13 protein-coding genes and 1 pseudogene are annotated in these 17,369 nt (G+C 59.8%); 4 read left to right on the top strand and 10 right to left on the bottom strand.

Annotated features, from left to right (window positions below):
• Positions 1-1,106: 1,106 nt before the first annotated feature.
• Complete coding sequence (locus MESS2_RS34040) at positions 1,107-1,910, bottom strand: type I restriction enzyme subunit R domain-containing protein (protein ID WP_040591654.1); 804 nt, start codon at positions 1,908-1,910, stop codon at positions 1,107-1,109.
• A gap of 24 nt (positions 1,911-1,934) precedes the next feature.
• Here MESS2_RS34040 and MESS2_RS00205 point away from each other — a divergent pair.
• From MESS2_RS00205 to MESS2_RS00190, 4 genes and pseudogenes are all read left to right on the top strand, one after another.
• A pseudogene (locus tag MESS2_RS00205) lies at positions 1,935-2,273 on the top strand (recombinase family protein); the annotation flags it as partial.
• A 1,355-nt stretch (positions 2,274-3,628) separates the two neighbouring features.
• Positions 3,629-3,925, top strand: a complete 297-nt coding sequence (gene groES, locus MESS2_RS00200) for a co-chaperone GroES (protein ID WP_008871949.1) — start codon at positions 3,629-3,631, stop codon at positions 3,923-3,925.
• A 62-nt stretch (positions 3,926-3,987) separates the two neighbouring features.
• On the top strand, positions 3,988-5,652 hold the full coding sequence (groL, locus tag MESS2_RS00195; protein WP_008871948.1) for a chaperonin GroEL: 1,665 nt from the start codon (positions 3,988-3,990) through the stop codon (positions 5,650-5,652).
• Between the two features lie 128 nt (positions 5,653-5,780).
• Positions 5,781-6,557 carry a sulfite exporter TauE/SafE family protein gene (locus MESS2_RS00190; RefSeq protein ID WP_008871947.1) on the top strand — a complete coding sequence of 259 codons (777 nt, stop codon included), beginning with the start codon at positions 5,781-5,783 and terminating at the stop codon, positions 6,555-6,557.
• A gap of 251 nt (positions 6,558-6,808) precedes the next feature.
• Here the strand turns inward: MESS2_RS00190 and MESS2_RS00185 are convergent, their stop codons facing one another.
• The 9 genes from MESS2_RS00185 to ccoG all read right to left on the bottom strand — a co-directional run bounded on the left by MESS2_RS00185 (position 6,809) and on the right by ccoG (position 17,305).
• Entirely contained in the window at positions 6,809-8,710 is a 1,902-nt protein-coding gene (locus tag MESS2_RS00185; RefSeq protein WP_008871945.1) for a putative bifunctional diguanylate cyclase/phosphodiesterase, read from the bottom strand.
• A 257-nt stretch (positions 8,711-8,967) separates the two neighbouring features.
• Positions 8,968-10,149: a 5-demethoxyubiquinol-8 5-hydroxylase UbiM gene (gene ubiM / locus MESS2_RS00180; RefSeq protein ID WP_008871944.1), complete on the bottom strand. Its 1,182-nt coding sequence runs from the start codon at positions 10,147-10,149 to the stop codon at positions 8,968-8,970.
• Positions 10,149-10,544 carry a globin domain-containing protein gene (locus tag MESS2_RS30425; RefSeq protein WP_008871943.1) on the bottom strand — a complete coding sequence of 132 codons (396 nt, stop codon included), beginning with the start codon at positions 10,542-10,544 and terminating at the stop codon, positions 10,149-10,151. Before MESS2_RS30425 ends, ubiM begins: the two co-directional genes overlap by 1 nt.
• 40 nt (positions 10,545-10,584) lie before the next feature.
• Positions 10,585-12,486: a glycoside hydrolase family 127 protein gene (locus tag MESS2_RS00175; RefSeq protein WP_008871941.1), complete on the bottom strand. Its 1,902-nt coding sequence runs from the start codon at positions 12,484-12,486 to the stop codon at positions 10,585-10,587.
• Positions 12,483-12,605 (bottom strand): hypothetical protein, encoded by a 123-nt coding sequence (locus MESS2_RS33780; protein ID WP_280113298.1) that lies wholly within the window; start codon positions 12,603-12,605, stop codon positions 12,483-12,485. Before MESS2_RS33780 ends, MESS2_RS00175 begins: the two co-directional genes overlap by 4 nt.
• Before the next feature lie 215 nt (positions 12,606-12,820).
• Positions 12,821-12,976, bottom strand: coding sequence for a cbb3-type cytochrome oxidase assembly protein CcoS (gene ccoS / locus MESS2_RS00170; RefSeq protein WP_008871940.1), 156 nt, complete (start codon positions 12,974-12,976; stop codon positions 12,821-12,823).
• Positions 12,973-15,255 (bottom strand): cation-translocating P-type ATPase, encoded by a 2,283-nt coding sequence (locus MESS2_RS00165; RefSeq protein ID WP_008871939.1) that lies wholly within the window; start codon positions 15,253-15,255, stop codon positions 12,973-12,975. Before MESS2_RS00165 ends, ccoS begins: the two co-directional genes overlap by 4 nt.
• Positions 15,252-15,749 (bottom strand): FixH family protein, encoded by a 498-nt coding sequence (locus MESS2_RS00160; RefSeq protein ID WP_008871938.1) that lies wholly within the window; start codon positions 15,747-15,749, stop codon positions 15,252-15,254. The genes MESS2_RS00165 and MESS2_RS00160 overlap by 4 nt, the downstream gene beginning before the upstream one ends.
• Entirely contained in the window at positions 15,746-17,305 is a 1,560-nt protein-coding gene (ccoG, locus tag MESS2_RS00155; RefSeq protein ID WP_008871937.1) for a cytochrome c oxidase accessory protein CcoG, read from the bottom strand. Before ccoG ends, MESS2_RS00160 begins: the two co-directional genes overlap by 4 nt.
• Positions 17,306-17,369 lie beyond the last annotated feature (64 nt).

Below are 17,369 nucleotides of genomic sequence, written 5' to 3'. Positions count from 1 at the left end.
TTTACAGATCCCTATCGGGGACTCTAAAAAAGTACCGTCAAGAGCCTCATTGGCTCTGACGGTACTTAGAAAAATTCGAATGGGCAATATGCGGTAGGTCCGTCAAAGCCAATCTCTGCGCATCGATTGTCGCTGATTGCCTCTGAAATGATTTATATTTGTTTTCAGTACGTTACGTCGCAGATTGGCGTATTTTCGGCGGCGTTTGGGTGGGCCTGAATCACTCCCACTCAATGATCAATTAGGTCTATAACTGCTTGTTTTGATTGATAAAATCTTATCATCTTTCCAAGGAATACCGTCAAGAATACCGTCAGATTGTTAGGCTGTTGAAAAGACTAAAACAATGTGGTCGCCGTCGCGGTATGCACACTGTTGACTGCATTATTTACGACTGCCATTCGGCGAGGTCAAAGCCGGAGTTCACAGACCATAAGGCAAGGACGGTCTTGCTCATGCTCGACAGCCCTAGGTCGAGTAGACGGGAATGGGCTGGCAGGAGATGGGTGTCGTGTCGAATCCTGTCGATCCTCGATCGACCAAAGCTTCGCATTCTCATCTGCTGTGACATTGTGTGGGCACACCTTTTTGAGGTCGTTCATTGGCAAGTCTTTGATGCTTGAAATTCTTCGGTGCTAGCAACATCACGTAATACGCTGGCAGGTTGACGACAAATCTCCTGTTCGATGGAGCTTGTCGTGCATTTTTTTGGATGAATCACCGTGCTAGCGTGGACACATAGGCCCAATGATCCTCTGTCCTTCAACGTTTCCGCTTCGGAAGACGACCCAAGAAAGGCTTTCTCCGCAGTACTTTCGCGTACTGAAGTACGCAAAAATTAGAATGCCTCTCCATCTGGTCGGGGAAACGATCGAGAAGACACGCAGAGACGGGCAAACTGGTGCAGCTGATGCGCGGCATCTACGTCGATGCCAATGATGACATCGACACGGTGCTCCTCCGACACGCTGTTCGCATGTCCCAATATCTATACCCGCGTGCTATCTCTCTGCAGCCATTTCCGTGCTGCTCGGCCCAACGCGCGACGGTCGCCTCTTTCTAAGCGGTCGACGTAAGCAGCCGACCCGGCTCCGTTTCACTCAAGATCATTCAGAACGAAGGCCCGCCAACCCCTCTGTCGCACAAGCAGTGATCAACGACATTGTGAACGAGTTCCGGATGGCAGTCTCTTCCTTGCACCAGCGATTCCTCGAGGCCTTTCGGCTACGCAGAGAGCATGCAGCGTTAATGGACGACGCCATGCGGGAGGCGATCGCGAAAAGGCTCATAGAGGAATACAGCAGCGCGAAGGGAGCGGCAGACGCGGTGTGGACGCTTGCGCGCGAAAACCAATGTATCGCGAAGGCCAACAGGCCGAAGGCTATGTGCTCCGTCGCCGCGGTCGTCCCGGTGCGCAACGAAGCTGCGATGGATCTGATCGTGGCCTGGCCATTGCCGGCGACTATATGCATATCACCGTCGCCGAGGTCCGTTGGGTTCGCCAGCGCGGACGCGTTCGTTGGCGGGATGTCGCAGAAGGGGCCTATCGGCGCGAGCAGGTCGTCACAATTCAGACGCTTGTCATTGATCGTCTGCCGGCGTCGGTTCGCTCCGCGATGTTTCCTGCGGATGGTTATTGCGAAATCCGGCCGACCGGGCGCGAGTCGCCGCGTGAGCTTGGATTTCCCCGCAATGTTGGGATCCGTAAACTTGAAGATCGCCTCCTCGACCTTGCACACGCGCAACGACTGCGTTTGGTCGCGCAGCGGATCGATCCCGCGCTGACCCGCTTGTTTGCCGGACGCAACTCGGTTCGCGCGCGCGATCGTCTGCATCAGAGTGTGGTTCTTCATTGGCTTGTCGAGATAGATCGTCGAGCAGGTTGGCACGTCGAAGACGGTGATCCACATGGCGCAGACGAAGACCAGTCTCGACTTCCCACCTCCTGGAGCATGGCTTCAAGCGGAACCGACGAGTTCACCGCCCGGATGCAGGAGGCCATCAACGGGATGATGCTGGACATGATCGCCGCGATTGCCCGCAAGGACTATGACGACAGGCGGCGGCAGGCCCAGGGTATCCAGAAGGCCAAGCAGGAAGGGCGCTACCGGGAGCGGCCTGAGGACCAGGAGCGCAATGCGGCCATAGTGAAGATGCTCAAGGCGGGCCAGTCCTGGAACAACATCGTGGCCGCAACCGGGGCCTCCAGGAGCACCTTGGCTAGGCTGGCGAAGCGGAGCCATTTAGCGCTCCCCTCGCCACGTCATACATAAGCAGGTGGTCCGTACCGTCTGCCCTACGCACTCCAACCGCTGGACAAGGATAGCCCCGCCAGCGCGTGCTCATGTCGGTCTGAGGTACCGCCACCGGGCAGCCTCTCGGCGTCTGGCGGTCGTCTCGCCCGGGCCTGTGTCGTGAAACCGAAGGGGCACGGGAGGATGGGTCGTAAGAAAATTTGGCCCGGATATTCCGACCCCTCCTTTTGACCCCGTTGAACCCGCTCACCCGAATTGTCTATCCGAGCTAGCCCAAGCGGCCGATTTGGGGGCGATCTTTATCGGCTACTAATGACCTGTCGCTTGACGCTGGGGTCAATTGGGTGGGCACTCGTCATTGGGTGGGCACGCGCGTCAGGCCGGAGTGTAGGCTGGGGTACGGAAGTCGCAATCTTTGAAGGCCCGTCCCCGGCCGCACTCTTGAAACACCCGCCCGGGTGGCCTTGGGGGCGGCACTAGCCGGTGTAAGACTGACAGGGTGCCCAAAGCTCCGCTGTCTGGGGCCTGTCATCGCTCAGTCACTATTTAGTTGTGCTGCCACTGCACCCTGCGAAGGCAGCTCAAAGCAGCGGGGACTAACCCCAAGCCCCCCACCCGGTCCCCGCTGCTCATTTACCGTCGCAATGACGTCAAGGCCCGCGTGACCACCTACAACATCGCAGCACACGCCAGTACCCGGCATGATCGTCAAGGCTTTCCGGTGCCGTTGCGGCTCAACGCGCTGCGTTCACGGCGGAATTCGTGAAGGGAGAGATTCGCGCGGTGGGCGCACTGGACGGGCGCGCCATCTTGTCTATCTAATCGCCGACGCAAACCTCACCACGGAAACAATCCACCTCGATCACGAAATCCCAAACACCGTCCTCAAAACGAGCATTCCTCTCGACCTGCTGATCGGAACCTACCGAACAAGCAAATTGCGAGCACCTTGCTTTAGGATTGCCAGGCGCTTCGGCAGGCATTTGCAGACCATCGATTGCGATAAGCGCTCCTTTTGGCGATGCCACTTAGGTTATGATGAATTGCAAAGAGCTCAAGACTGTGTGGCTGGCCATCGATTCCGGCCGACTGCTCGGCCATTAATTTCACATAATTTCACATTCCAAACAGAGACGAAAGTTGGCCCAGAGCTTACGGCCGAAACGCTCGCTTACGCAGTTGGATGCACCGTAACGGGGGCGAGGCTTCCGCGCCTATTCCAAATCCTTTGCTCTTCGGCCGTCCCCTCGTCCGTCTTGACTAGTACGAGCCCACAGCCTATTTCAGCGCCACGTTAGCACTCTCCACTGGCGAGTGCTAACCACGCTCCGGCAACGGAGAACCTTTCAACCTCCGCACCAGGGATATCCAAAATGGCAAAGTCGAATTTCCGGCCGCTGCATGACCGCGTGGTCGTTCGTCGGGTCGAATCCGAATCCAAGACCTCAGGCGGCATCATCATCCCCGATACGGCTAAGGAAAAGCCGCAGGAAGGCGACATCATCGCCGTTGGTTCCGGCGCCCGTGACGAAGCCGGCAAGCTCGTCCCGCTGGACGTCAAGGCCGGCGATCGCATCCTGTTCGGCAAGTGGTCGGGCACCGAAGTCAAGCTCAATGGCGAAGACCTTCTGATCATGAAGGAATCCGACATCATGGGCATCATCGGCTGAATCTCGGCCTCACCATCACTTAAACCCCAGGGCTCAATTCAAGCCCCTGCCAGGAGCTAAAAATGGCTGCCAAAGACGTAAAATTTTCCCGCGATGCCCGTGAGCGCATGCTGCGCGGCGTCAACATCCTCGCCGACGCTGTGAAGGTCACGCTCGGCCCCAAGGGCCGCAACGTCGTCCTCGACAAGTCATTCGGCGCACCGCGCATCACCAAGGACGGCGTCACCGTCGCCAAGGAAATCGAACTTTCCGACAAGTTCGAGAACATGGGCGCGCAGATGGTCCGCGAAGTTGCTTCGAAGACCAACGACATCGCCGGCGACGGCACCACGACCGCGACCGTTCTGGCTCAGTCGATCGTCCAGGAAGGCCACAAGGCGGTTGCCGCCGGCATGAACCCGATGGACCTGAAGCGCGGCATCGACCTCGCGGTGAGCGACGTCGTCGCGACGCTGATCAAGAACGCCAAGAAGATCAAGACCTCGGAAGAGGTTGCCCAGGTCGGCACCATCGCCGGCAATGGCGATGCTTCGGTCGGCTCGATGATCGCCGAAGCGATGCAGAAGGTCGGCAACGAGGGCGTCATCACGGTCGAGGAAGCCAAGACCGCCGAGACCGAACTCGAAGTCGTCGAAGGCATGCAGTTCGACCGCGGCTATCTCTCGCCCTACTTCGTCACCAACGCCGACAAGATGGTTGCGGATCTGGAAGACGCCTACATCCTTCTCCACGAGAAGAAGCTCTCCAACCTGCAGGCCATGCTGCCGATCCTCGAGGCTGTCGTGCAGACTTCGAAGCCGCTGGTCATCATTTCGGAAGACGTCGAAGGCGAGGCTCTGGCCACGCTCGTCGTCAACAAGCTGCGCGGCGGCCTGAAGATCGCCGCCGTCAAGGCGCCGGGCTTCGGTGATCGCCGCAAGGCCATGCTGGAAGACATCGCTATCCTCACCGGTGGCCAGGTCATTTCCGAAGACCTCGGCATCAAGCTCGAGAATGTCGGCCTCAACATGCTCGGCCGCGCCAAGAAGGTGTCGATCTCCAAGGAGAACACCACCATCGTCGACGGCGCCGGCAAGAAGGCCGAGATCCAGGGCCGCGTCGCCCAGATCAAGCAGCAGATCGAGGAGACCACCTCGGACTATGACAAGGAGAAGCTGCAGGAACGTCTCGCCAAGCTGGCGGGCGGCGTTGCCGTCATCCGCGTCGGCGGTGCGACCGAGATCGAAGTCAAGGAAAAGAAGGACCGCGTCGATGACGCCCTCAACGCGACCCGTGCGGCCGTCGAAGAAGGCATCGTACCCGGCGGCGGCGTCGCACTTCTGCGCGCTTCGCTGGCCATCACCGTCAGCGGCGCCAACTCCGACCAGACCGCCGGCATCGCCATCGTGCGTCGTGCGCTGCAGGCTCCGGCTCGCCAGATCGCGGCCAACGCCGGTGCGGAAGCATCGATCGTTGCCGGCAAGATCCTCGAGAACACGGGCCCGACCTTCGGCTTCAATGCCCAGACCGGCGAATATGGCGACATGATCGCCATGGGTATCGTCGATCCGGTCAAGGTCGTGCGCACAGCTCTCCAGGATGCGGCCTCTGTCGCCGGCCTGCTGGTCACCACCGAAGCCATGATCGCGGAGGCTCCGAAGAAGGAGTCGGCTGGCGGCGGCATGCCTGCCGGCATGCCCGGCGGCGGCATGGGTGGCATGGGCGGTATGGGCGGTATGGATTTCTAAGGTCCACGCACCTCAACAATCTCGATGGGCGGCAGCGATGCCGCCCTTTTCTCTGACGCGGAGCCAAGCCGGATGCCACATCCACAAGGCTACATACGGATACGGCGGCACGTTCACGGCGGACACCAATGACTGACTTCATTCTGTTCGCCATTGTCGGCTTCCTCGCCCAGGCGGTTGACGGCGCGTTAGGCATGGCCTATGGCGCGATCTCCTCCACCGTGCTGCTCTCCTTCGGTGTTCCGCCGGCGCAGGCTTCCGCCGCGGTACACGCGGCGGAAGTGTTCACCACTGCCGCTTCCGGCACGGCGCACCACTACCACCGCAATATCGACTGGAAGCTGTTCTGGCGGCTTGCTCCTTTCGGCATTCTCGGCGGCTGCCTCGGCGCCTTCGTGCTGACCTCGTTCGACGGCGACATTGTGAAGCCCTACGTCACGACCTATCTCGCTGTGATCGGGCTCTGGCTGTTCCTCCGGTCGTTCCGCAAGATCCCCAGCAATCCGGTTCCTACCCGTCTTGTGGCGCCGCTGGGCACTGTCGGCGGCTTCCTCGACGCTGCAGGTGGCGGCGGATGGGGCCCGATGGTCGTGACCGGATTGCTCGGCGCCGGCGCGCCACCCCGCTACGTGATCGGCACTGTCAATGCGGCCGAGTTCCTGATCACGCTAGCGGTGTCCGTCACCTTCATCGTCGCGCTCGTCAGTGGGCACTGGCAGGAAGCGGGGGCGCTGTCGACCCATGCAAGCTCGGTGCTGGGGCTGATCGTGGGCGGCATAGTCGCCGCTCCGCTTGCCGGATGGGTGCTCAAGGCGATTGCCGAGCGGACGCTTTTGCGGCTCGTCGGCTGCCTGATCATGCTGCTCGCTTTGTTCCAGACCGCCCAACAACTGGGATTCGTCTGACCTGAGCAAGCGGACTACCCTTCTAAGCCTTCGCTTTGCTTCCGGACATCATGATCGGCGTAACCGAAGTGAATCGCGGACTGGAGGCGACTTGCCACCCTGGAAAACCTAACCTGCGCCACGAACAGCGTATGGCACGCCAGTGATCAACGCGTTTCCCATTCCCGCCTCGCCCCAGCCCATCGGTCATTTGACGCTCTGCTCGATGCAGTGACTGCTCTGCTCGATGTAGTGACTGATGACGGCGGCGATCAACATTGCTTCGCGTGCTCTTTTAGTGCCAATTCAAGCGCTTGGCTCAAAGGCACCGCCTTGGAGAATAGGAAGCCCTGAGCGGTTCTGCAGCCAAGCTTGTGCAGAATTTGCCGGTCTGCCTCTGTTTCGACGCCCTCGGCCATGACATCGATCCCGAGCGCCCGACCAAGATCGATCACCGTTTTGACAAGCAGCCGGTCCTCCCGAGACTTGGCCAAGCCGCGGATGAAGCCTTGGTCTATTTTCACCTTGCGTATCCGACTGTCCTTGAGCGATGCCAACGTGGAAAAGCCGGTGCCGAAGTCATCGAGCGCGATGGAAATGCCGGCATGCGAAAGCCGTCCGAGCTTTTCATCCAGTCTTTCCGGGTCCACTGGAGATTCTTCGGTAATCTCGATTTCGAACATCGTTGCAGGGAGGTGTTTTGCCGCCAGACCATTCAGAACCATGTCGTCGATATCGCCGGCTTCCAATTCGCGCGGCGAAACATTCATTGCCACACGAACATCTCGACGGTCAGCTTTCACCAAGCCGTCGATAAGAGCACAACAGTCGGAGAACACCGTTTGCGTTAGCAGTTGAAGCATTCCGGTTTCGCGTGCGGCTGTCATGATTTCGGGTGGAGAGATGGAACCATGGATCGGATGGGACCACCTCAGCAAGGCTTCAAAACCGATCACGGCCTCAGTGTCGAGTCTTACGATGGGCTGGAACCAAGGTGCCAACCTTCTCGCCTCTATCGCCGAATGAAGGTCGCGTTCGATGGACTGGCGACGCTGCAATTCCCTGTCGAGTTCGGCATCGAACAGGCGAAATTCGTTCCTGCCACGACGCTTTGCCGTGTAAAGGGCGACATCCGCCCGCAGCAACATTTCCGTCAGCCCCGGCCTTTCAGCCAAGTATATTCCGATCGATGCACCGATCCGGACGGACGCGACCTTAGGATAGGGGCTGGCGACTTTGGCTATGATATTGGATGCGAGGTTACTGGGAGAAAGCGAACTCCTGAGTGAGGGAAAAAACAGCACGAACTCGTCGCCGCCGATACGTGCGAGCGTTGAGCCTGCCGGCGCTTCCTGCTCTATGCGGCGGGCGATCATGACGAGCAGTTCATCACCGGTCCTGTGACCGTAGGTATCGTTGACAGATTTGAAGCCGTCCAGATCAATCAGCATTGCAACGAAGGGGCCGTCCGTATTCTCGAGCTGATTGATCGCGTGTTCGAGACCCCGTCTGTTGAGGAGGGCCGTCAGGTGGTCCTCTCTGGAATTGCGCTCCATTTCCGCCGCAAGCCGCTCCGCCTCATGTCTCAGGCGGCTGGCTTCGCGGAAGCGAGCTTGCCCTACAAACGAGCCTCGAACCAAGCCGCCGATGAACAGCAGAACGGCAAAAGCCAGAATGTAATCTTCAAAGTTGCCTTTCGCCGACAAGCAACCCACCGCGATCAGAAGCGGCGGTGTTATGAAATTGGTCGCTGCCGCGGCATATGAACTGCCGTATGTAACCGCACCAGCTGAAATGCCGGCCAGAATAATCAGATGCAGCGGTGCTTGCGGTGTTGTGTAGCCAACAGTAAGGACGGCAAGAAAGGACCAGGCAAACCCTGCCAGAAGAGCAAGGATGCCAAACCAGCGAAGCCGCTGCGAAATCCCTGTTAAATCGTCCTGATGCCCGGTCTCCTTTAGCTGATAACGGGCGAGTCCGAGGCGGGCGGCATTTATCGTATTGATAACCAAAAACCAGGCTACGCCGGCAAAGCCGTTCTCGGAAAGGGCCTGCACGGTCAAAATCAGGCCCGATAGGATAATGCTTATCGGCATTGATACGAAGAGACCTGCCCTTAGGTCAGCAAGCTGATCCTGAAGGATTCTGGCCTCCAGCTCGTCTTCTTTCTTCATGTTCGGACGGGTCAGGTTGCATCTCCTGCTTGTACGCAGCACATGTCTATGCAAGCCTACTAAAGGAGGGGTTAACTATTCAGCGCGACATCAGCCTCTGGGCTGATCAGCCAAATAAAGCGCTGAGACAATACCTCTTCGGGGCGACATTTATGGCCTGCCGCGGGAAGCTGCCGCTTCTGCGTGCAGGGGCAGCGATTACTCCGGCGAATGAGGCCCTCTTTCATCGCGCAAGGTCCAAAGCTGCTGGTACGGTTTCATCGCCTAAGCATGGCCGAAATGCCATGCCGCATAAAGGGAACATGTTGGGCGAACCGAAGCCCCACATGTCTTGCAAGCCGTGCCGCCGGGTGCTCGCTTGAGTAGAGTCCGACGACAATGTTCGTGCCATGGAAGAGCGGCGCCGCTGACAGGCGAAGCCACCTTTCGTATCCGTGCAGCATGTCGGGATCGGCAATCTCGCGACCGTCGCGACATGCTGTTAGGATTCCATAGGCGAGTTGCTTCTGGCTGCTGATACCGATGTTGAAACCATGCGCAGTTACCGGGTGCATGCCGATGGCAGCGTCGCCGATGAGTGCGGCGCTGGGAGCTTGGAATTTGTGCGCCCAAGTCGTGACCAGCGGATAGGCATGGCGCTTGCTTGCCAAGGTCATTTTTTCAAGGCGCCCTCGACACCGGTTCGTCAATTCCCTCAGAAACAAATGGTCGCTGAAGGCAAGCAGTCTATCGGCCTCGTTTGAGCACAGGGTGAGCAGCAGCGACGACACGCCCTCCGCCAGGGGCAACATCGCTATCGTCTGATGGTGATCGAACCATTCGATTGCCACCTGGTGGTGGGCGCGCTCATGCCGTACCCGGCATATTAGCATGGAGTAGCCAAGCCGATTGATATCGGCGCCTATGCCGAGCAGATCACGAGTGGCCGACAGACGTGAATCGGCGGCAACCACAAGGCTAGCGTTCAACTGCACGCCATCAGACAGCGTTACGACTGCTCCTGTCTGGCTGGTTGTTGCATCTACGACCGAGTGGCCGCACAGCAGCCGCGCGTGATTCTGCAAGTGGATGGTCTTGAACAGCGCGTCGCGAATTCGGCAATTTGGGACCAAAACTCCGAGGGGTTCTCCAGACCCGCTGGGAGGATCGAAACGCAGAGCGAAAGGGCTCGAACCGTTGAGCACGCGGGCGCCGTGAAGCGGTGATTTGTCCGAAGCGGGGATGGCATCCCAGGCGCCGATCTCGCGAAGGATTCTGATCGAGGCGTGGGTCAGCGCGATTTCCCGACCGTCAAAAGGCGGATTGGCGAGAGTATCGATTGAGTTCTGTTCGACAACTGCGACCTTGAGTTGGCTTTGAGCGAGTGATGCGGCGAAGGAAAGGCCGACCGGCCCGGCTCCGACAACAACGATATCGAATCTGTCCTCAGCGCCGCCCATCAGCGTGCCGCCATCGCGGCGGCTATCCTCGTGAGACGCTGGTTGAGTTCAGCCTCCTGTCGTGCGCTGCGTTCCAATGCCCGCCGTATCGCCTCAAGGCGCAGGGCGGGAAAATCCGCATGTATCAGCAACGAAGCAGGAAATCGCCTCAAACTCGTACGCGGGTGATCGGACCAGCGCTCGCGTCCGCGCAGCCAAGCACATACCCAGCCAGCAAGCGAGATTGTCACGTCGGCAGTTTTTGACCGACGCGGCGCCCTTATCCCCCTGTATGCAGGGTCGGTTCCAATCAGGTCGTGGAACTCGTCAACCAGAGCACGGACCGGTGGACCGCCCGCCGGACGAATGAGAATATTATCTGAGGCTTCTGATGACTGCATCTTGTCGGCATTCATTGGTTGAGAAGTGGCCTCCCATACGGCGACAGCGCTGAATTCAGCTTTCCAGCAGCCACACTTGCATCGAGCCTTTCGCCCGATTGTTCCAGAGATAATATGGCAGAGCGGTTAGCCGGCAGCCCGAAACGATCGGGGGCGCATTCCTGTATAGGCTGTCTCCCCACTCTTGGTCTTCGATACGCTCTGGGGAGGCGGTCAGCGTGACCACGCCATCGAAGAGATCGCCCCGTTCCACCGTTTCGATCCTGGCGTCTCGCGGTAGTTTGAGCTGCTGCACCGCCCCCCCGGGATTGTCGACCTCTTCAACGCAATAAACCAACGGCCCGCGCTTGAGCGCCACCCGGCCGATGTCCTGCTTGACCGAGGGATGAGCATAGATGCGCTCGGGAGAAATCGGTAGCTCGAGGGCGATGGTGTCTCCGGCATTCCATAGCCGCGAGATCGCAAGATAGCCATTTCTGGTGCATGCCGTCACGTCGACTGCACATCCCCCGACCGAAGCTTCGGCTTCATGAGCCCAACCGGGAATGCGGAGATTGATAGTGAACTCGGCCGGCGCGTCAGGGCTGACCTCGATCCTGATCGAGCCGAAAAATGGATAGGCGCTGGTTTCCCGCAGGAACACATTGCCCGTAGCGAGTTGGATGTTCGTCGAAACGCCGCCGTAGAGATGGAAGGCGATTGCGTTTTCACTGGCCGAGACGAAATAGCCTCCGATCGAAGCAATCAGACGAGACGAATTCATCGTGCAGCATGGGCATGAGTGCCAGGCCCATCTGCTGCGTCGCCCATCGCTCTCGAGCGGATTGGAGTAGAAATAGCGCTCGCCATCGCGCGAAAGGCCGGTCAGCGCGCCGTTGAACAACGCCTGTTCCAGAACGTCGGCGTATCGGCCGTCGAGTTCGAGATGCAGCATGCGATGTGCCCAGAAGATCAGGCCTACCGAGGCGCAGGTCTCCGCATACGCCGTATCGTTCGGCAGGTCGTGATCCTCAGTAAAGCCTTCATTCGCGGCAGCCGGACCCAAGCCGGACGTGATGTAGATTTTCGAGGAGATGACGTCGGCCCAGAGCACCTCGCATGCTTTCTTGAGGCTGTCGTCATTCAGTTCCGCCGCGAGGTCGGCCATGGCAGAAAGCATGTACATCGCTCGGACCGCATGTCCGACCACCTTAGTTTGCTCGCGCACCGGCCTGTGCGACTGGTTGTACTCATATCTTTTCGCCCTGAAATCCCTGGGGTGCTCCCCGCGCGCGACCGCTTCCTGATCGAAGTAGTGCGGCTGACGCCCGCGCTCATTCATGAAATAGGCCGCGAGGTCGAGATGCATTCTGTCTCCAGTCAAGCGATAGAGCTTAACGAGGGCCAGCTCGATTTCCTGATGGCCGCAATAGCCGCGCTTCTGGCCGGGGTTCGGGCCGAATGTCTTGCACACATGGTCAACATACCGCTCAAGGATGTCCAGGAGCCGGCGCCGGCCCGTCGCGAGGAAGTAGGCGATCCCGCCCTCGAGCAGATGTCCAAGATTGTAGAGTTCGTGATTGTCGCGCAGGTTGGTCCAGCGCTTGTCGGGCTCGCGCTGCAGGTACCAGCAGTTCAGATAACCGTCGGGAGCCTGCGCCTTTTCGAGATCGTCGACAATGTTTTCGATCCATGCCTCGATGTCGGGATCACGCCTGTGTGACAGCGCGTAGGATGCTGCTTCTATCCACTTGCCGGCGTCGGAATCCCAGAACACCTGCCCGGAATCGTGCTCGTTGCCTGGGACGCTCAGTGGCAGCGACTGGTTCGGCAGTGTGAGGGACAGCAATACACCTTGCTTGCCAAGCTGGACGTGCTGGCTGGGGATAGTCCGTGTCAGCACCGTCTCCAGCCGCTCGCGCCAGAATTGCCCCTCTAGCGCGACATCAACGAACCGAACTGGCTTGAACTCGCTCATTCGAACGCATCGGCTCCTGCAATGACGTGCGCCGGCCTGCTCACGGCTTCGACAAAGCCGGCGCCCCCGGCGAACACGGCCAGCACCTGATGCCGCTCAGCTTCCGTCCGGCTAGACATGCGTTCTCCCCTTTAAAAGACTCGTCCATTGAAATCAGGGCGATGAGGAGACAGCACTGATCTGGGTCAGCCAGACACGACAAACCCGCGCCGCCGGTCTATCCGCTCCGTTGCACTTGGAACACGTACATCGCCAGCGCTCGTCCGGCCGTGGGAGGTACTTCGTGGCATCAGCCGCTTGCATCGCGGGCGACGCAGGCCCTCGAGTGACGGAATCAGCGTTCCGGCCTCTCGTCCCGGTCAATGAGGATACGCTCGGCGGCTCCGTCGAGATCCTCGTATTGACCACTCCTCAAGGCCCACAGGAAGCCAGACAGTCCAAGCCCGCCCAACAACAGAGCCACCGGTATGAGATAGACCAGGATTGTCATGAGGGTTGCGTCAATGTGCCGGTGTGGGAGCGGCTATCAGGCGGAGCAGTTCTCCTTGGCACGTCTGGCACAAAACCTTGCAGCCTCGACGCATTGCCAATGACAAGCAGTGATGAGGCCGACATCGCGATTGCCGCAATCAATGGTGTTACCTGCCCCAAAATGGCGATCGGGACGGCAATGGCGTTGTAGACAATCGCGATGGCGATGTTTTGCCGGATCAGTTGTCCGGCCTTTCGCGAAACGTCGAGCGCAAGGGAGACGGCCGAAAGGCTTTCGTGCAGGAAAACGAAATCCGCAGCTTTGCGGCCGACATCGGCCGCCGTGGCTGGAGCGATCGAGACATGTGCCGCGCCCAGCGCAGGGGTGTCGTTGAGGCCGTCGCCAACCATGAGCACCTTGTGGCCGTCCTTCGCCAGGCTTTCAATATACTTGACCTTGCCCGAAGGAAGCAGCGCCGGAACAAAGTGATGTATCCCCAACGTCGTCGCGACCTCGCCGCAGGCAGCCCCGGTATCGCCCGACAGCATTTCCACGGAAACTCGGGCGTTGTTCAATTGCTCGATGGCCGCCCTGGCGTCCGGACGCAGCGCGTCCTTGAAGACAAAGGACGCCACGATGATCCCGTCTTTGGTCAGAACCGTTCCGCCGTATCTGCTTTCCCCACCGGTTCGGGCCTTCCATCCAGCCCAACCGCGCCGCCCCAGTCGCCAGGTGCTTCCCCTCGCGGTGGCTTCGATGCCGAATCCGGGGTGTTCGCTGACAGCTTCGAGCTTTGGCTGACCGGCGAAACCGGCAAAGGTGGCAATGGCGTTTGAATGCGGGTGACGGGAGTGCGCGGCCATCTCGGCAGCGATTGCCAGCATGGCCGGATCGACTGACGACGCATTGACGAGCCGAGGCTGTCCGAGCGTAAGCGTTCCTGTCTTGTCGAACACCGCCGTGTCGATCGCCGCCAGGCGCTCCATGGCCGAACCATCCTTGACCATGACACCGCTTTCGAACAGACGCTTCGCAGCGACCACCTGCACGATCGGCACCGCGAGACCGAGCGCACATGGGCAGGTGATGATGAGAACGGCGATTGCGTTTGTTACTGCCCGGTGCCAATCGCCCGTCGCCGCCATCCAGCCAAGGAACGTCAGGAAGGCGGTCAGATGAACCACTGGAGCATAGAGCGCTGAAACGCGGTCGGCGAGCCTGCGATAATGCGCGCGACCGCCCTCGGCGGCTTCCATCAGCCGGACCATTTCGGCCAGGAAGGAGTCTTTTGCGGCGGCTGTCGCCTCGACCGTCAGTGGGCCGGTGAGATTGTGCGTGCCGGCCTGCACGGTTTCCCCTGTCGCCACTGTTCTGGGTGTGCTCTCACCGGAAACCAGTGAACAGTCGAGATCCGAAGAGCCTCGAATGACCTTGCCGTCGACGGGAATCCGTTCGCCGGCAGCGATCAGCAACTGCATGCCTGGTTCGATCTCGCCAACCGGCCGGTAGTCGCGCGTGCCATCGTCGCGCAATACTATGGCGCCGCGCGCCGCCAGCCGTGACAGACCGTTCACCGCGGTCCGGGCACGCTCGCGCATCACGTGATCAAGCGTGCGGCCGATCAGCAGGAAGAACAGCAGCGATACCGATGCATCGAAGTAAGCGTGGTCGCCATGGTTGATGGTTTCGTAAAGGCTCATCGCGTAGGCGAGCGAGACACCAACCGCAATCGGCACATCCATGTTCATGCGGCCGTGACGCAATGCGTTCCATGCCGAGCGGAAGTAGATGCCACCAGCGAAGGCGAGCGCGGGGATGGCGATCAGTGCCGAGACCCAGTGGAACAGGTCGCGGGTCGCACCTTCAGCGCCGGACCAGACCGACATTGAAAGCAGCATGATGTTGCCCGCTGCAAAGCCGGCAACCCCCACGGCCCGGATCAGCTCCGATAGCGTCTTGTCCTTCTCCCCTGTCTCGGGCTCGAACAAATGCGCGTCGTATCCCAGCCGTCCAAGCGCGGCGACAAACGGTGGAACCTCATTTCCGCGCCACCGGATCGCAACCCGTTTCGTCGACAGGTTGACACGTACACCCTCGACGCGATCGAGTTTTCCAAGCGCCCTCTCGATACTCTGGATGCAGGCTGCGCAATGCACCGTCGGGACCGAGAGATCGGTTTGGTGCAGATCGCCGCCAAGCGAGCGGCTCGCCAGCCTGACCTCCTGGCTTGATGGCAGGACGGATATGCTGCTTTCCAGATCCAGCGCCGTTTCGGCGCCCGGTGCACAACAGCTCATTGTAACGCTCCATGGGAAATTATAATTCGACGGACGTCGCGATAGGGTTCTGCGAGACCAACATCGGCGTCGACTTGGACGATCCAGACGCCGTCCCTTGGCGTATGCTGGGCGGCAAATTCCTGGCTCGCGGCAGGCGCAAGCATGACGGCTTTGTCCTCGGCCTCGTAGGCGGGATGACGGAACAGGAGCCTGACGCCGTGCAACTGGACCGCTTTGCCGGCGGCCTCGCTGAGGCCGTAGCGGACCTCGCCCCGTGCGATGGTCAGTTTGCCGGTCCAGCCGAGTGCGGCCTGCGCGCGCCCTTCCTCGGCCATCCGGTTGAACTGCTGGCTCGCGACATAAGTATTTTCGACGACAAGACCCGTCCAGCTTGTGCTGGCGAGTGTTGCCATGGTCAGGTTCACACCAACGATCACGCCGAAAAAGCTAAGGATGATACGCAACATATGCCTGCCGGTGAATTCGGGGGGCCTTCGTGCATTGACGCTCATCTAACGATCTCCGGTGCGTTGAACGTGGCCGTGTATTCGTCCGACTCGAAGCTCGCCTTGTCCTCGACCCGGAACTTGAACGTCTGCGCTTGGGCATTGATCTGTTCCGCCGGCTGGCTGACGAAAATCTTCAGCATTTTCAGCCGGTCCGGTTCGACCGGAACGGAGAGGGAGCGATCCGCAGGCATGTCGATCCCGACGACGCTCATCTCGGCATCCGCCAGGCCCTGCATGGTGACGACAATCGTTCTTGGCTCTGGGATCATGTTGAGCAGCTTGACGGTGTAACCATTGCGGATCGAACCATCGGACAGCGTGACGAACTGCGGATTGCGGTCGTGCAGAACGTTGACCTCGAGCCGATCGCGCGTCAGCAGCGAGTAGAGTAAGGCGAGACCGACCGCCGACCACGCACTCATGTAGACGAAGGTGCGCGGTCGAAAGATCTTGCGGACATGGAAATGGGCTAACCTGTTGGAGAAAGCGCTGCCGTCTGTCCGCACCAGCGACGGATTCACCGAGCAAGCGCCGCCTGCGGTCGCCGCCGCCATGTTGGCGTTGTAATCGGACAGCGTCGCATACGAGATCAGCCCGCGCTCCTTGCCGAGTTTGTTCATTACGCCGTCACAGGCGTCGATGCAGAGCGCGCAGGTGATGCATTCGAGCTGCTGGCCGTCGCGGATGTCGATCCCCATCGGACAGACCGCGACACAGGCATTGCAATCAACGCAGTCTCCAACCGGCTGCCCTGCGGCAAGAGCCTTCTTGGCATGGCGCGAACGGGGTTCCCCGCGCCAGTCATTGTAGGTCACAGTGAGCGAATTCTCGTCGAGCATGGCCGCCTGGATGCGCGGCCACGGGCACATGTAGGTGCAGACCTGCTCGCGCATCAGTCCACCGAATGTGTAGGTGGTTGCCGTCAGCACGCCGATGGTGATGTAGGCGACCGGCGCAGCGGTGCCAGCGAAGACCTCGTCAATCAGAGATGGCGCATCGGCGAAATAGAAGATCCAGGCGCCGCCGGTCGCTGCCGCTATGGCCAGCCAGATGGCGTGTCTCGATACACGCAGCACAAGCTTGCGCGCAGTCCAGGATCCCGCGTCGAGCTTTATGCGAGCATTGCGATCTCCCTCGATCGCACGCTCTACAACTAGAAACAGATCGACCCATACCGTCTGCGGGCAGGTATAGCCGCACCAGGCTCTGCCAACGGTGGATGTGATCAGGAAAAGGCCGATGCCGGCCATAACGAGAAGGCCGGCCACATAGTAGAATTCCTGCGGCCAAATCTCGATGAAGAAGAAATAGAAGCGGCGGTTGGCAAGATCGATCAGCACGGCCTGGTCCGGTGCAAACGGACCTCGGTCCCAGCGCAGCCAGGGCGTCAGATAGTAGATCGCCAGCGAGATCGCCATCACCAGCCATTTGAAGCTACGGAAATTACCCGAGATTCGCTTGGGGAAAACCTTCTTGCGTGGAGCATAAAGCGGCTCACGGGTGTTGGGGGAGTCGATCGCTTCTGCTTCGGGCGGTTCTGTCTGCGTTTTATCACGCACGTAGCATCTCCAGTCCCGCTGCCGATGTCAGGGCCGCCCGTGGAACAGCCTCGCCGTAGGCGGT

This window comes from Mesorhizobium metallidurans STM 2683, assembly GCF_000350085.1.
GTDB classification, from domain to species: Bacteria; Pseudomonadota; Alphaproteobacteria; order Rhizobiales; family Rhizobiaceae; genus Mesorhizobium; species Mesorhizobium metallidurans.
The sequence above is the reverse complement of the archived record's forward strand: the minus strand, read 5'-3'. Positions and strand labels throughout refer to the sequence as shown.

What these genes read in the sequence shown, in the direction of transcription:
- MESS2_RS34040 (WP_040591654.1), bottom strand. Translation starts at nt 1,910, where the DNA reads ATGTGGATCACCGTCTTCGACGTGCCAACCTGCTCGACGATCTATCTC.
- groES (WP_008871949.1), top strand. Translation starts at nt 3,629, where the DNA reads ATGGCAAAGTCGAATTTCCGGCCGCTGCATGACCGCGTGGTCGTTCGT.
- groL (WP_008871948.1), top strand. Translation starts at nt 3,988, where the DNA reads ATGGCTGCCAAAGACGTAAAATTTTCCCGCGATGCCCGTGAGCGCATG.
- MESS2_RS00190 (WP_008871947.1), top strand. Translation starts at nt 5,781, where the DNA reads ATGACTGACTTCATTCTGTTCGCCATTGTCGGCTTCCTCGCCCAGGCG.
- MESS2_RS00185 (WP_008871945.1), bottom strand. Translation starts at nt 8,710, where the DNA reads ATGAAGAAAGAAGACGAGCTGGAGGCCAGAATCCTTCAGGATCAGCTT.
- ubiM (WP_008871944.1), bottom strand. Translation starts at nt 10,149, where the DNA reads ATGGGCGGCGCTGAGGACAGATTCGATATCGTTGTTGTCGGAGCCGGG.
- MESS2_RS30425 (WP_008871943.1), bottom strand. Translation starts at nt 10,544, where the DNA reads ATGAATGCCGACAAGATGCAGTCATCAGAAGCCTCAGATAATATTCTC.
- MESS2_RS00175 (WP_008871941.1), bottom strand. Translation starts at nt 12,486, where the DNA reads ATGAGCGAGTTCAAGCCAGTTCGGTTCGTTGATGTCGCGCTAGAGGGG.
- MESS2_RS33780 (WP_280113298.1), bottom strand. Translation starts at nt 12,605, where the DNA reads ATGTCTAGCCGGACGGAAGCTGAGCGGCATCAGGTGCTGGCCGTGTTC.
- ccoS (WP_008871940.1), bottom strand. Translation starts at nt 12,976, where the DNA reads ATGACAATCCTGGTCTATCTCATACCGGTGGCTCTGTTGTTGGGCGGG.
- MESS2_RS00165 (WP_008871939.1), bottom strand. Translation starts at nt 15,255, where the DNA reads ATGAGCTGTTGTGCACCGGGCGCCGAAACGGCGCTGGATCTGGAAAGC.
- MESS2_RS00160 (WP_008871938.1), bottom strand. Translation starts at nt 15,749, where the DNA reads ATGAGCGTCAATGCACGAAGGCCCCCCGAATTCACCGGCAGGCATATG.